The following is a 14,347-nucleotide window of genomic DNA, read 5'->3' as shown; positions in this document are numbered from 1 at the left end:
GTTAGACCTTTTTTTCTACAAAGTCAGACATTATTTTTCTGTTGATACCGCCAAAGTTTATATCAAGCATAAGACTTGTTTTTACCTTGGTTGTTGCAGTTACACGTCCCATTCCAAATAGTTTGTGATTTACAATATCGCCTTTTTTTATCTCTTGCGTTTTTTCAAAAATCATCGCTCCTTCGCAAAGTCCAGCTTCAGATAGAAAGCGGCTCTTTTCTAGCTCTTTTCTCTTGCCATTGTAGTAACGTGAATTGGTAGTGCTTAGTGTTAGAGAACTCTTGGCTCTTGTAAGTGCTACGTAGGCTAATCTTCGCTCCTCTTCTATGTCAATATTGTCACTTTGTATCGGAAAAAAGCCCTCTTCAAGCCCAATTACAAAGAGATGTTCAAACTCAAGCCCTTTGCTAGCATGAATGCTCATAATAGAGATGGCATCATCGCTAATTGCATCCTGCTCGCTTCTTAACAAAAGATCATTTAAAAACTGCGTTATATCAAAGCTAGGATCGTTTTTTACGCTCTCTTTAAGCAGGGCTATAAACTCATCGATATTTGCAACTCTATCTTCGCCATCTGGCAGCTCTTTATACCACTCCCTTATGCCAAAACTCTTATCAAAGTCAGAGAGTATCGCATAGGCGCCATCTAAATTTCTAAGCCTTTCAACTTCATCTTTTAGTTTTAAAAGCTCATCTAAGCTACTTTTACTAACCTCTTTGTTTAGATGAGTTATGCTATCTAACATAGAGAGTTTTAATTCTTTTGCCTTGTTTTCTATCTTTGTAAGACCAACAGCGCCGACACCTCTTTTTGGGCGATTTATAACTCTTTTTAGTGAAAAATCATCGTTGCTATCTAGGATGATTCTTAAATAGCTAATGATATCTTTTACCTCTGCTCTTTGATAAAACTTTATACCTCCGACCATTTTATAGGGAATTTTTGCTCTCATTAGTCCATCTTCAAGGGCTCTTGATAGGGCATTTATGCGGTAAAGTATGGCTATGTTTTGTGGTTTTACTCCATCTTTGATGAGTTTTTCTATCTTGATAGCTATTTTGTTTGCCTCATAACTTTCATCTTGTGAGTTTATAAGCTCTATCTCTTCGCCCGCTCCCTTTGTGCTAAGAAGTTTTTTTCCAAGGCGGTTTGTGTTGTGCTCTATAAGATCATTTGCTGCATTCAAGATGTTTTGAGTAGATCTATAGTTGCTCTCTAGCTTAACCATCTTTACATTGCTAAATTTGTCTTTGAAATTTAAAATATTTTCTACTCTAGCCCCTCTCCAGCCATAGATACTTTGGTCATCATCGCCAACTACAACTATATTGTTGTGAGTGCTGTAGAGCTTCTCTAGGAGTTTAAACTGAATTTCGTTGGTATCTTGATACTCATCTACCATTATGTATCTGTAGTTGTTTGAAATCTCTTCGCAAAGCTTTTTGTCCCTATCTAAGATCTTGTATGGAAGAATGAGTAGATCGTCAAAATCGACTAAATTATCCTCTTTTAGCCTATTTTCATATTTTTGATAAATTTCACAGATAGTTGCATATCTCTCTTTGTTGTAGTAAAAATCATCAAAAGTGGAGTTTGAAAGTCTCTGCTTTGCTTCTTCTGGATCTATTAGAGAGTTTTTTAGTTTTGAGATCTCATTTGCTATGGTTGAGGTTGGGATTTTGCTTTTAAACTCAGAGATAATCTTTTTTTTGTCATCTGTATCTATGATGATAAAGTTGTTTTTGCGTCCAAGCCTATCTATATAAAACTTCAAAAACAAAAGCCCAAATTTGTGAAAAGTGCAAAGAAGAGGCGAGCCTTGAGGTTGTGCTATGTTGTTTTTTGATATCAAATTTAAAGCTCTTGCTCTCATCTCATTGGCCGCTTTGTTTGTAAATGTAAGAGCTAAAATAGAGGATGGCGGTATGCCGTTTGCTATGAGGTAGGCTATCCTTGTAGTGATGGTTTTGGTCTTGCCACTTCCAGCGCCAGCAAGGATGAGCATAGGACCATCGACATGTGTTGCTGCCTCTTTTTGACTATCGTTTAAATTTGCTAATATATCCATTTTTCCCTCATAACTTAAAGGCTTTTCTTGAACGAGCCATTTTATCATCTTTGCTTTTATAGAGTGCAAAATTTGTAAGTAGTGGGTTTTTGCTAACTAAGATTTGAATTACCGCTCCATATGGAATGGTGACAAAAGAGGCAAACATCTCATCGCCAAAACCTGCATGAAATGTAAAGTCTTCATCGTCAAGCTTGATACTTGATAGGGTATAGCCATCTAGCTCAAACAAAATAGCGGGCTGATCTTGGAGGCTTTCTGTGATGTGCTGTGGAAGAGCTGGGTTAAATTTCACAAATTCCAAATTTGCAACCAAAGAAAAGGCAACATCATTTGATGTAAAAAAGCCGATAAGCTCTTTGATATGCTCTTTCATCATCTTTGCAAAATCGCTATTTTTCATAATATAATCCATCATAACTGCTCCTTTGAAAGAGTTAAAAACTCATCTAATAGCTCTTGGATTAGCAAAATGCCATTTTTCCAAAAACTTACATCCTCTATATCTAGCCCAAAGATAGCCACTAGCTCTTTTGGACTTTTGCTACCACCAAGGCTTAAAAACTCTATATATCTATCTGAAAAGTCACTGCACTTGCCGCTTTTATAGAGCTTAAAGAGTGATAAGACTAGCAATTTTGCATAGGAGTATGAGTAACAGTAAAATGGGGTATGGAAAAAGTGCGGTATATAGGACCACCAGCTTTTGTAGTACGGATTTAGCTTCACCTTTCCATCAAACATCTTAGCTGACTCTTTTAGCCAAAGCTCACCTATCTCATCGCTACTTAAATCTCCATCTTTTGCATGAACTATGCGCTCAAAAGTAGTGAAGTTTATTTGGCGATAGAGTGTTGCAAAGATATCTTCAAGTTTTGTTGCAAGTAGGGCAACTTTTTCTTTTTTGCTAACCTTTTTTATGAGAGTATCAAAAATCAACATCTCACAAAAAATTGAGGCAGTCTCAGCCATAACTAGCGGTGTATCGCTGTTTAAGTAGCCAACATCATATGAGAGATATTGATGTACACCATGACCTAGCTCATGAGCTAAAGTAAAGAGATCTCTACTTTTATTCATATAGTTTAGAAGAATGTGTGGATGAGTCTGTTTTGTAGATGCCAAGGAAAATGCACCGCCAATCTTGTCTTTTGAGGGATAGACATCTATCCAGTTTTCGTTGAAAGCCTTTAGTGCAATCTCTTTAAATTTGGGGCTAAATTTGGCAAAGCTATCAACCACAACTCTTTTTGCCTCATCAAAAGGTATCTCAATCTCTTTTGCAATTGGTGCATAGCGGTCATAGTCAAAAAGCTCATCATAGCCCAGAATTTGACGCTTTCTCTCATAGTAGTTGCCAACTAGATAAAAGCTATTTTCACTCGCTTCTATAAGAGAGTCAAGACTCTTTTTTTCTATCTGGTTATAAAGGTGCATGCTCTCTTCTGGCTCTTTATAGCCTCTTAATTCGGATTTGATTTTGAGATCACTTCTTACCATATTGTAGATAAAGGTTAGAAGATGTGAGTTTTGCTCAAGTGTTTTGCTAAGTGCTAGACTTGAGTCTTTTCTAAGCTTCCTATCGTCGCTACTAAAGTTACTAAGAAGCTCTTCAAGAGAGTAATTCTTACCACTGAGTTCAAATTTAAATTTAGAAAAACTCTCATCAAAAAGCCTTGTAAAGGACTCTTTGCCAAGCGGTTCTAGCTTTAGCAAAAGTGACTCTTCCTTTAGGCTTAGTTGATGTTTTTTTCTCTTTTTAAGAAGAGTTAGAAAATAGCTATATTTTGGTAGATAGCTTATGATTTGTTCTTGTTTATCTGCATTTAGAGTGTTAAACTCAATGGTAAAAAATAAAATATTTTGTGAAATTTCATCTGTTTGCAGCTCTGATTTGTGAAGTTCTGAGCCAAGAGTTGTATCTTTGGCAAATTTAAGATAACTATAGCTTTGGATATGGGCAATTTTCTCCTCTATCTCCTCATATCTTTGGATTGCCTTGCTAAACTCTTCTAAAGTAAGAGATGAGAGCCTGTCTTTGTAGTTGGTTAAAAAATCAAGCGACTCTTTTTTTAAAGAGGAGAGGTAACTCTCATAAGAGCTACCTTTAAAAAAACTATCTAACTCCCACTCCATTAGATGCCCTCAACATCACTACCTGTTCTGTGAGAGGCAATAGCTGTAAAAAGCACGTCAGTTGAGCTGTTGATGGCAGTTTCGAGTGAGTCTTGTATAACGCCAATCATTACACCAATTCCAACAACTTGGAATGCAGTCGCTTCATCGATACCAAACAAAGAGCAAGCAAGAGGAATGAGCATCAAAGAGCCGCCAGCCACACCGCTAGCTCCGCAAGCGCCAAGAGTAGCAACTGTGCAAAGAAGAAGTGCTGAGAAAAAGCTAACTTCAACGCCAACTGTATATGCTGTGCAAAGTGAAAGTATCGCGATAACAACCGCTGCACCGCCCATATTGACAGTAGCACCAAGTGGGATTGAGATAGAGTAAATTTCTTCGTCCAAATTTAGTTTTTTACATAGGTTCATATTTATCGGTATATTTGCAGCTGAACTTCTTGTAAAAAAGGCAGTTACACCGCTCTCTTTATAGCAAGTAAATACTATTGGGAATGGATTTTTACGGATATAAAACCAAGTTATCAAAGGGTTGATAATCAGTGCCAAAAATAGCATTGCAACTACCAAAAGAATGGTAACTTTTGCATAGCTAATAAGTCCCTCTTTGCCTGTTACATAGATACTTGTAGCAATAAGTCCCATAACGCCTATCGGTGCAAATTGTATAACAAACTGAACTATCTTTGTGATAGCTTCTGAGAGATCTCTAAAGACATCTTTTGTGGTATCGCTTGTATATTTTAGAGTAACACCAAGTGCTACAGCCCAAACAACGATACCTATGTAGTTGGCATTTGCAATTGCTCTAAATGGGTTATCGACCATATTAAATAGCAAATTTTTAAGAACAGAGTCAAGTCCGCCAGGCGCTGATGTAGTGGCACTTTCAAGCCCAGTTAAGGTTATTTGAACAGGGAAGAGCATAGCAGCTCCAACGCCGACACATGAGGCTAGGAATGTAGCTATTAGGTAGAGAAATAGCACATTTTTAAGACCATCTATATTTTTAAAATCTCTTAGTAAAATCGCTGCTGCAATTAAGACAAATACAAGTATTGGAGCAACCGCCCTAAGAGCACCTACAAAAAGTGCGCCAAAGAGATCAAAAATAGCTGCAACTCCAGCACTTCCGCCAAAGCCGATTCTACATAGCAGACCTACAGCTGCACCAATCAATAGCCCAATGATGATACGATAAACTAAATTTATCGAAGTGTAGGCGTTAAATGCCTTGATTATTGGATTCATCTAAATACCCTTTGTTATAAAATAAAGTATGAATATAGCCAAACTTTAATAAAAATTGATTTAATTTTGCATATTTAGCTCAAATTTAACTCCAATTTGAAAATTGTATATTGGTATCTAAATTAAATTCATTTTAAAAATTAGATGGTAAAATTGAGACTTTATAAATATAGATAATAAGAGGTAAATTTTTATGTATTTATTTACATCAGAGGTAGTAAGTCCAGGGCATCCTGATAAGTGCGCTGATATTATTGCCGATACCATTGTAGATGAGGTTTTAGCAAGAGATAAAAATGCTAGAATCGCAAGTGAGGTCTTTATAGCGGGCAACAACATCATCATAGGTGGAGAGATAAAGTCTAGCTTTGAGTTAAAGCAAGATGAGTGTGAAAAAATTGTCCTAAAAGCTCTTAAAGAGATTGGCTATGATGGCAATCCACACTTTACAAAAGAGCAGTGCCTACATCCAGACGATGTTAAAGTTCAGCTACTTCTAAACAAACAAAGCCCCGATATCAATCAAGGTGTAGATCAAGAGTGCGGCGAGATAGGTGCAGGTGATCAAGGGATAATGTTTGGTTTTGCCACAAATGAGACCAAAGAGTATATGCCAGCGGCATTGACCTATGCTAGGGTTTTGTCAAATAAGGTCTATGAGTATGCAAAAGAGCATCCGCACGAAATAGGTGTTGATATAAAAACTCAAGTCACTGTTGATTATGGAAGTAAGAAAAATTTTGAAGAGTGCAGACCGCAAAAGATTCACACTATCGTAGTTTCAGCCCCTTGCGTAGAGAGTATGAAGATAGAAGAGGTAAGGGCGCTTATTGGCACTCTTATAGACAGCGCTGGACTTCCAAAAAAGCTCTATAACAAAGAGCAAACCATCATCCACATCAATCCTACAGGACGCTATGTCAATCACTCAAGCTTGCACGATAGCGGAGTTACAGGAAGAAAGCTTATAGTTGATAGTTTTGGCGGTTACTCGCCGATTGGCGGTGGTGCACAATCTAGCAAAGACTACACAAAGGTTGATAGAAGCGGACTTTATGCAGCTAGATATATAGCCAAAAATATAGTAGCAGCCGGACTTGCTAAAAAATGTATAGTTCAGCTTAGCTATGCCATAGGACTTGCAAAGCCAGTCTCTGTTAGTGTCGATTGTATGGGGACAAATAGAGGGATTAGCGATGATGAGCTGTCAAATTTTGTCTTAAGACGTTTTGCTTTGACTCCAAAGTGGATAATAGAGAAATTCAAACTAAATAGCCCTAAAGATGGCGGTTTTAGCTATGCACAAGTAGCTGCTAATGGACAAGTTGGACAAAAAGACTATCCATGGGAGAGCCTTGATAGCGTCGATATCTTCAAAGAACTTCTCAAAAAAGAGGATATAGAGGAGTAGTTTTGAAATTTAACCTCTTAAATTTTAGTTTTGAGGTTAAATTTATCCATTATAAAAAGCTTCAAAGACTCTATAAATTTAGCCAGCTCTGTTCTTTTTGGAGTTATTATCTCGCTTTTGCTGCCATTTACGCTGTGATAGACTACGGTGTTGTGCTTTGTAGCAAAATATTTTATAAAAAGTCTTTGTAGGGTTGGCTCTGTAGATGGAGTAAACCAAGCGTTGTTTGAGATGGCGATGACAAAACTTGGGCTGTTTTTGTAAATTTCAGCTCTAGTTGCCTCGTAGCAAATAGCATTTGTAAAGCTAACTCCATCAATCTCATAACTTCCAACTTCACTAGCCTTGCTAAAGTCATCTTGAGCTTCAAAGATAGTTTTGTTGATGAGTTTTTTGATAAATTTAGGCAGAGGAATTTCCTCTCCAAAAGGGACTAAAATGACTTTATCTAGCCTCTTTTGCTCACCTTTATCAAACAGGTAGGTAGAGTTGTAAAATTTGCCATCTTCATAAGAGAGAGCGCCAGTTACTATGGCTATCTGTTTTGATAGCTCTTTTAGATAATTTGTCAAATATCTCTCTTTGTTTAGATAGAGCATAAAGGCACTTTCAGGCAAAACAACAACTCTATATCCATCATCTATCGCCTTTGTGATGGTTGTTAAATTCTTTCCTATCATCTCATCAATTTTGTTGTCATCTAGTCGCTCGCTTTGATCTACATTGTAGTTTGCAAGATAGATATTAAGTGGTGCTTTATTTATAGCAAGAGTGGTAAAACTAAGAGCGCTAAAAAAGCCAATAAGTGCTAATAAAAATTTGAGTTGAAATTTAAGCCTACTTTTTAAAATGACAATGACAAATAAAAGAGCTCCAAGTCCTCTTAAATTTGGCTCAAAAACTCCATTTATCAAGGTTAGCTCCAAGCTAAACCAGTTAAATCCAAAAGGGTGAATATAGCCAATGGCAATAAGAAGCAACGCCCTTAAATAGAGCTGTTTTGGCAGTGCAGCGATAGTAAAAATCAGACCATAAACTATGGCTATTGCAACTATCTCTAGCGGTATAAAAAAGCTAAGATTAAAATATCTAAGAGAAAAACTTATCCAATAAAACCAAAAAACTCCGATAAAAAAACCGCTATGATAAAACTCCCATCTACTTGCACCAATGACTCTATAAAGACCATATATCGCAAGAAAGGGGCTTAAATTTTTGAGTAAAACTGAGTCAAAAAGATCAAGAAAAATAAAAGCCGATATAAAAATTGCATTAACAAAGCCTTTTATAATTTCATTTGTGGTAAAATACTCTCTTAAAAATTTTAACAATAAGGATTTACTACATGCAAGGAAATTTATTTGGTTCATTACTACCTCTTTTTGTATTTTTTGCTATTTTTTATTTTTTAATTATCAGACCTCAGCAAAAACAGGCAAAAGCACACAAAGAGATGCTCAACAACCTAACTAAGGGCGATAAAATAGTCACAAACGGTGGTTTAAAATGTACCGTTGTAAAAACTAGTGATGATTTTATCACAGTAAAACTTAATGATGACGTATTGGCTGAGTTAGATAGACAATTTGTTTCAAAGAAATTAGATGCGTAGTGCTAAAGTAACTTTTAAGCTGATTGTTTTGATATTGGCTGCTATTTTTGCCATAGCCTTTTCAGCCCCGTCGATATTTCAGCTTGAAAAAGGTTCTAAGATAAACTTGGGACTTGACCTACAGGGCGGTCTTCATATGCTTTTGGGTGTTAAGACCGATGAGGCGATAGCTTCTAGAGTTAAGTCAGTTGCTGCAAGTGTTAATTACTCTGTTAAAAAAGATGATCTTTTGATGAGTGATTTTATGATTGAAGATGACTATTTTAGTTTTACTGTTCTTGATAGCGATGAGGTGGCTAAATTTGACGCTATTTTAAAGGGCATTAATGGACTAGATATTCAAAAAAATGGTCTTAGCTATATAGTCTCTCTAACTCCTAAAGAGGCAGCTGATACTAAAGAGTATGCGATAGATCAAGCAGTTGAGACGATAAGAAATAGACTTGATCTCTTTGGACTAGCTGAACCTGTTGTTGCAAGACAGGGCGCTACAGATATACTTGTAGAGCTTCCTGGAGTAAAGAGCGCTCAAGAGGAGCAAAGAGCCAAAGATCTTATTGCAAAGGCGGCTCATTTGGAGCTGATGGCAGTAGATGAAAAAAGGCAAGATAGAGCTCATCAACTAAGCAAAGAGGACGCAGCAGCCTATGGCGATATCATCTATCCTGATGTAAAAGATGAAAAAATAAAATATATCTTAAACAAAGTTCCTGTGCTTGATGGCTCTATGCTAATTGACGCAAAAGTGGCTTTCGACCAAAGAAACAATCAACCTATTATAAACTTTACTCTCAACTCAGAGGGAGCCAAAATTTTTGGTGACTTTACAGCGGCAAATGTTGGCAAAAGACTTGCTATTGTGCTTGATGGCAAGGTCTATTCAGCACCTAGGATAAATGAGAGAATTGGCGCTGGTAGCGGACAGATAAGTGGAGCTTTTACAGTTGAAGAAGCAAGAGATGTTGCTATTGCTCTAAGATCTGGCGCGCTTTTGGCCCCTATAACTTTGCTTGAGAAAAGAAGCGTTGGACCAAGTTTGGGTCAAGAAAGTATCGATAAAAGTATCAATGCGCTTATTGGTGCCTCTATTTTTATAGTGCTCTTTATGATATTTTACTACCGCATGGCAGGCGTTATTGCCAATATTGCACTTTTTGTAAATATCTTGCTACTTGTCTCTGTAATGGCACTTTTTGGAGCAACTCTAACTCTGCCTGGTATGGCTGGTATAGTTTTGGCTGTCGGTATGGCAGTTGATGCAAACGTCATTATAAATGAGCGTATAAGAGAGGTTTTAAAAAGTGGTGCAGGGATTAGAAAGAGTATTGCGCAGGGCTATCAAAATGCAATGAGTGCTATCATTGACTCCAACCTAACAACACTTATTACTTCAGCAGCACTTTATACCTATGGAACTGGTCCTGTTAAGGGCTTTGCTGTTACTATGAGTATAGGAATTGCTGCCTCTATGCTTACAGCAATTGTTGGAACACATGGTATTTTTGACCTACTAATGGATCGCATAGAAAAGAGTGGCAATACCAAATTTTGGCTTGGTTATAAAGTAAGAAAGGCAGAAAATGCAACTATTTGATAAAGATAAAGTTTATAATTTTATGGGGATAAGAAATCCCGTGCTTATTGTCTCAACTATCTGTATGATTATAGCTGTAGTCTTGCTTTTTACTAGAGGTTTTAACTATGGAATTGACTTTAGCGGTGGAACGCTTATTCAAATTCAATATGATAAAAAGGCACCACTTGATAAGATAAGAGCCTCACTTGAGGGTGTTGAGGAGTTAAGTGGCGCAAATGTAACTGAGTTTGGAAGCGATGATGAAGTTATTGTGAGATACTCTGGAAGTAGTGACTCTCTTGGAAGTGATCCGGCGAAATTTATAAGCAATATTTTAAAAGATACTGGCAATTTTGAGATAAGACGTGTTGATGTGGTTGGTCCAAAGGTTGGCGATAGTCTTCGAAAGGGCGGTGTAATGGCACTTAGTATCTCTTTGGTGCTTATACTTGTCTATATCGCTGCTAGATTTGAGTTTAGATTTGCCATCGCTGCCATTATCTCTGAGATTCATGATATCTTGTTTGTAATTGGCGTCATACTTTTGCTAAAAATTAGTGTAAATTTGGACACTCTAGCGGCTCTTCTTACCATAATTGGATATTCGCTAAATGATACAATTATCGTCTTTGATAGGATTAGAGAGGGAGTTAGGGAGAGCGAGCATACGGATTTGAGCTATGTTATAAATGAAGCGGTCTCTAGAACACTTTCAAGAACAATACTTACCTCTTTTACAACATTGGCTAGTGTTGTTGTGCTCTATTTTTTCGGCGGAGATATGATAAAAGATTTTTCATTTATTATGATAGTAGGTATTATAGTTGGTACATATAGCTCTATATTTGTTGCTTCTCAAGCACTTATTTGGCTGAAATTTGATGTCAAAAAATACCGAGCTAATCTTGCAGAGAAGCATAGAAAAGAGAAAGAGAAAGAGAAAATGAGACAGATGTATGAACAAGGGACGGTGTAAGTTATGAATTGGGGTAGAGTTATACATGTATTTTTTGCCATAATGAGCCTTACAACGATTGCTGTTTATCTTTATGGACAAAATGAGATATCGCTTTTTTTAGCAGCCGGTATAAATTTGATATCAACTATATTAAAAGTTGGTGTAAGGTCGCTTTTGGCAGTTGAGATTTTTGCAAGTTCCCTTGTAGCAGACCTCCACTTAATACCTGCATTTACAATCCACATCTTAGGCGGAGATGAGACTTTGGTCTACTCTTTGGTTATTGGATCTTGTATTGCAAATGCATTTTCACTTATCTTAATAGTAATAGAGTCAGTAAAAAGTAGTGATGAGTTTTAAAGGAAATTTATGGGATACGATAGTTTAGAAATAGAAAAAAAATGGCAAGAAATTTGGGAAAAAAATGGCGATTTTGAGCCAAAAGATGACTATAGTTTGCCTAAAAAATATATTTTAAGTATGTTTCCATATCCAAGTGGGCGGATACATATGGGGCATGTTAGAAACTACACAATAGGCGATGCTTTTGCAAGATACTATAGAAAACAGGGCTTTAATGTCCTTCATCCAATAGGCTATGACAGCTTTGGAATGCCTGCAGAAAATGCCGCTATAAAACATGGCATAAATCCCAAAGTTTGGACATATGACAACATTAGCTATATGTCACAAGAGCTAAAAAGACTTGGTTTTTCTTTCTCTAAAAAAAGAGAGTTTGCCACATCAGATCCTCTCTATACTAAATTTGAGCAGGAATTTTTTATCAAATTTTATGAAAAAGGGCTAATTTATAGAAAAAATGCCATTGTAAATTGGTGCGAACATGACCAAACTGTTCTTGCAAATGAGCAAGTAGAGGATGGAAAGTGTTGGAGATGCGGGCATGAGGTAGATCAGCGTGAAATGCCTGGATATTATCTTAAGATAACAGAGTATAAAGAGGAGCTTTTAAAAGACTTAAAATTGCTTGAAGGACACTGGCCAAAAGAGGTTCTTACTATGCAAGAAAATTGGATAGGCAAGAGTTATGGGCTAGAGTTTTTGCTTAAATTTGACGATGAGAGTAAAAGGGCTTTGGGAGATATTGAAGGGTTTAAGGTCTTTACGACTCGTCCAGATACTATATTTGGTCTAAGTTACGCTGCTGTTGCGCCTGAGCATGAGGTTGTAAAAAGAGTGCTTGAGAAAAATTTACTTGACAAAGAGAGTGAGACAAAGCTAAGAGAGATCTTAAAAAAGACAGCTCGTCAAAGACAGATGGATGACAAAGAGGGATTATTTTTAAATCTATTTGTAACTCACCCTTTGACAAAGGCAAAAATTCCTGTTTGGGTGGCAAATTTTGTTCTGTCTGACTATGGTGGTGGTGCTGTTATGTCGGTGCCTGCTTATGATGAGAGAGATTATGAGTTTGCAACGAAATACAATCTAAATATCATTGAGTCTATTAAGCCTTATGAAAACGACTACTCTTTGCCATATTTGGGTGGCGGAGTTTTGATGAGTGGTGGTGAGTTTGAGGGGCTTGATAATGAAGATGCAAAGGGTGCTATTATTGACTATTTTGAAAAAAATGGTCTTGGCAAAAGGATAACTAATTATAAACTAAGAGATTGGGGAGTGAGCAGGCAAAGATATTGGGGTGCGCCAATCCCTATGATACACTGCCCAAAATGCGGTCTTGTGCCTGAAAAGATAGAAAATCTTCCAGTAACTTTGCCAGATGATGTTGTGATAAGTGGCAAAGGAAATCCGCTTGATAAACATCCTACTTGGAAAAATTGCCACTGCCCAAAATGCGGTGGCAAGGCACTTAGAGAGAGTGATACTTTAGATACATTTTTTGAGTCAAGTTGGTATTTTGCAAGATTTGCAAGTGATGAGCGCACTTGGAAAGATGTTGCATTTGATAAAAAAAGTGTAGATTATTGGATGAGTGTTGATCAATATATTGGTGGGATAGAGCATGCCATTTTACACCTTTTATATGCTAGGTTTTTCCAAAAAGCACTAAGAGATAGCGGTTATTTGAGAGATGATGAGCCATTTTCAAATTTGTTAGCACAGGGCATGGTTTTAAAAGATGGTCTAAAGATGAGTAAAAGCAAGGGTAATACTGTAGATCCAGATGATATCATAGAGAAGTATGGAGCCGATACAGCAAGACTTTTTATACTTTTTGCTGCGCCACCACAAAAAGAGCTAGAGTGGAACGATAGTGCAGTTGAGGGGGCTTTTAGATTTTTAAATAGACTTTATGATAGAGCCTCTTTGATAACTCCAACCGATACACTGCCTAGGATAAATCAAAGCTTGCTAGATCCAGCTCAAAAAGAGGCTAGATTTAAGGTTTATGACGCTTTAAGACGCTCAGAAGAGATTTACAATAGAACTTTTTCATTTAATACCTTGATAGCTGCTTGCATGGAGGCACTAAATGCACTCAATGCACAAAACAACAAAGAGCTTTTAACTGAGGGCTTTTGGATAATTTTAAACTTGCTTGAGCCAATTATTCCACATTTAGCTCACGAACTTAGTCAAAAACTTTTCAACAAAAAGAACTTTTTGCCTATAAAGTTGCTTAATGAGGTCTTTATAAAAGATGACCTTACTCTTGGAGTTACTGTAAATGGTAAAAAAAGAGCTCAAATAGAGGTAAAGGCGACTTTGGAGCAAGAAGAGATTATAAGTGAGGCAAAAAAGAGCGTAGAGAAGTGGATTGATGGAAAAGAGATTGTAAAAGAGATTTACGTCAAAGAAAAACTTGTAAATTTGGTCGTTAGATGAGATTTTTTCTAGCACTTTTTACTGCGATTTTTTTTGTTGGTTGTGGCTATAGACCAGCTTCTGTAGCCTCTAAAGAACTTTTGGGCGATAGTGTTTTTGTATCTGTTGTAATAAGTAGCACCGATCCGCAAAACACAGTTGCCCTAAAAGACGCCATAAGAGATGGAGTTGTCAATAGACTAGGTAGAAAACTTCTATCAAAACAGCAGGCATCAAGCAAGATTATTGCCTCTTTAAACTCTATCTCTTTTACTCCAATCTCCTATGATAGGCTTGGCTATATAACAGCCTTTAGGATAGATATCTCAGTAAATTTCAAAGTTGATTTTAAAGATGGTAGCACCTTTAGCAAAACTACCTTTGGCGACTATACTTTCAAAGTCTCAACTCATACCAAATACATAACAGATATAAATAGTATCTTAAGTGAATTTGATAGATACAATGCCATTGTTCAGTCATCTTCACAGGCATTTGATGAGTTTATTGCTACACTTTCTATAAAAGGATTGGATAGATAAG

12 protein-coding genes are annotated in these 14,347 nt (G+C 36.8%); 7 read left to right on the top strand and 5 right to left on the bottom strand.

What is annotated here, in order from left to right:
* Nucleotide 1 precedes the first annotated feature (1 nt).
* Genes Q0X52_RS02715 through sstT form a run of 4 tightly spaced genes read right to left on the bottom strand, consistent with a single transcriptional unit; the run spans nt 2 to nt 5,457 of the window.
* The gene (locus tag Q0X52_RS02715; RefSeq protein WP_297574558.1) at nt 2-2,071 is read right to left on the bottom strand and encodes an ATP-dependent helicase; all 2,070 of its coding nucleotides are present in this window, start codon (nt 2,069-2,071) and stop codon (nt 2-4) included.
* A 7-nt stretch (nt 2,072-2,078) separates the two neighbouring features.
* On the bottom strand, nt 2,079-2,489 hold the full coding sequence (locus tag Q0X52_RS02710; protein WP_297574557.1) for a hypothetical protein: 411 nt from the start codon (nt 2,487-2,489) through the stop codon (nt 2,079-2,081).
* Complete coding sequence (locus Q0X52_RS02705) at nt 2,486-4,207, bottom strand: M3 family oligoendopeptidase (RefSeq protein ID WP_297574554.1); 1,722 nt, start codon at nt 4,205-4,207, stop codon at nt 2,486-2,488. The genes Q0X52_RS02710 and Q0X52_RS02705 overlap by 4 nt, the downstream gene beginning before the upstream one ends.
* Nucleotides 4,207-5,457, bottom strand: coding sequence for a serine/threonine transporter SstT (sstT, locus tag Q0X52_RS02700; protein ID WP_297574551.1), 1,251 nt, complete (start codon nt 5,455-5,457; stop codon nt 4,207-4,209). The genes Q0X52_RS02705 and sstT overlap by 1 nt, the downstream gene beginning before the upstream one ends.
* Before the next feature lie 193 nt (nt 5,458-5,650).
* Between sstT and metK the strand changes: the two genes are divergently transcribed.
* Nucleotides 5,651-6,868 (top strand): methionine adenosyltransferase, encoded by a 1,218-nt coding sequence (gene metK / locus Q0X52_RS02695; RefSeq protein WP_297574548.1) that lies wholly within the window; start codon nt 5,651-5,653, stop codon nt 6,866-6,868.
* Nucleotides 6,869-6,885: 17 nt separating this feature from the next.
* On the opposite strand, the gene Q0X52_RS02690 is transcribed toward metK, so the two are convergent.
* The gene (locus tag Q0X52_RS02690) at nt 6,886-8,199 is read right to left on the bottom strand and encodes an apolipoprotein N-acyltransferase (protein WP_297574546.1); all 1,314 of its coding nucleotides are present in this window, start codon (nt 8,197-8,199) and stop codon (nt 6,886-6,888) included.
* A 14-nt stretch (nt 8,200-8,213) separates the two neighbouring features.
* Between Q0X52_RS02690 and yajC the strand changes: the two genes are divergently transcribed.
* Genes yajC through lptE form a run of 6 tightly spaced genes read left to right on the top strand, consistent with a single transcriptional unit; the run spans nt 8,214 to nt 14,346 of the window.
* Complete coding sequence (yajC, locus tag Q0X52_RS02685) at nt 8,214-8,480, top strand: preprotein translocase subunit YajC (RefSeq protein ID WP_297574544.1); 267 nt, start codon at nt 8,214-8,216, stop codon at nt 8,478-8,480.
* Nucleotides 8,473-10,074: a protein translocase subunit SecD gene (gene secD, locus Q0X52_RS02680; protein WP_297574542.1), complete on the top strand. Its 1,602-nt coding sequence runs from the start codon at nt 8,473-8,475 to the stop codon at nt 10,072-10,074. The genes yajC and secD overlap by 8 nt, the downstream gene beginning before the upstream one ends.
* Nucleotides 10,061-11,032: a protein translocase subunit SecF gene (gene secF / locus Q0X52_RS02675; protein ID WP_297574539.1), complete on the top strand. Its 972-nt coding sequence runs from the start codon at nt 10,061-10,063 to the stop codon at nt 11,030-11,032. Before secD ends, secF begins: the two co-directional genes overlap by 14 nt.
* A gap of 3 nt (nt 11,033-11,035) precedes the next feature.
* Nucleotides 11,036-11,374 carry a DUF6394 family protein gene (locus Q0X52_RS02670; protein ID WP_297574536.1) on the top strand — a complete coding sequence of 113 codons (339 nt, stop codon included), beginning with the start codon at nt 11,036-11,038 and terminating at the stop codon, nt 11,372-11,374.
* Between the two features lie 9 nt (nt 11,375-11,383).
* Nucleotides 11,384-13,825, top strand: coding sequence for a leucine--tRNA ligase (gene leuS / locus Q0X52_RS02665; protein WP_297574533.1), 2,442 nt, complete (start codon nt 11,384-11,386; stop codon nt 13,823-13,825).
* Nucleotides 13,822-14,346 (top strand): LPS assembly lipoprotein LptE, encoded by a 525-nt coding sequence (gene lptE, locus Q0X52_RS02660; RefSeq protein ID WP_297574530.1) that lies wholly within the window; start codon nt 13,822-13,824, stop codon nt 14,344-14,346. Before leuS ends, lptE begins: the two co-directional genes overlap by 4 nt.
* Nucleotide 14,347: the final 1 nt, after the last annotated feature.

The organism is uncultured Campylobacter sp. (assembly GCF_947255105.1).
Classification (GTDB): domain Bacteria; phylum Campylobacterota; class Campylobacteria; order Campylobacterales; family Campylobacteraceae; genus Campylobacter_B.
The sequence above is the reverse complement of the archived record's forward strand: the minus strand, read 5'-3'. Positions and strand labels throughout refer to the sequence as shown.

Excerpts from the sequence above, each read along its gene's own strand:
- Q0X52_RS02715 (WP_297574558.1), bottom strand. The coding sequence starts at position 2,071 with ATGGATATATTAGCAAATTTAAACGATAGTCAAAAAGAGGCAGCAACA.
- Q0X52_RS02710 (WP_297574557.1), bottom strand. The coding sequence starts at position 2,489 with ATGATGGATTATATTATGAAAAATAGCGATTTTGCAAAGATGATGAAA.
- Q0X52_RS02705 (WP_297574554.1), bottom strand. The coding sequence starts at position 4,207 with ATGGAGTGGGAGTTAGATAGTTTTTTTAAAGGTAGCTCTTATGAGAGT.
- sstT (WP_297574551.1), bottom strand. The coding sequence starts at position 5,457 with ATGAATCCAATAATCAAGGCATTTAACGCCTACACTTCGATAAATTTA.
- metK (WP_297574548.1), top strand. The coding sequence starts at position 5,651 with ATGTATTTATTTACATCAGAGGTAGTAAGTCCAGGGCATCCTGATAAG.
- yajC (WP_297574544.1), top strand. The coding sequence starts at position 8,214 with ATGCAAGGAAATTTATTTGGTTCATTACTACCTCTTTTTGTATTTTTT.
- secD (WP_297574542.1), top strand. The coding sequence starts at position 8,473 with ATGCGTAGTGCTAAAGTAACTTTTAAGCTGATTGTTTTGATATTGGCT.
- secF (WP_297574539.1), top strand. The coding sequence starts at position 10,061 with ATGCAACTATTTGATAAAGATAAAGTTTATAATTTTATGGGGATAAGA.
- Q0X52_RS02670 (WP_297574536.1), top strand. The coding sequence starts at position 11,036 with ATGAATTGGGGTAGAGTTATACATGTATTTTTTGCCATAATGAGCCTT.
- leuS (WP_297574533.1), top strand. The coding sequence starts at position 11,384 with ATGGGATACGATAGTTTAGAAATAGAAAAAAAATGGCAAGAAATTTGG.
- lptE (WP_297574530.1), top strand. The coding sequence starts at position 13,822 with ATGAGATTTTTTCTAGCACTTTTTACTGCGATTTTTTTTGTTGGTTGT.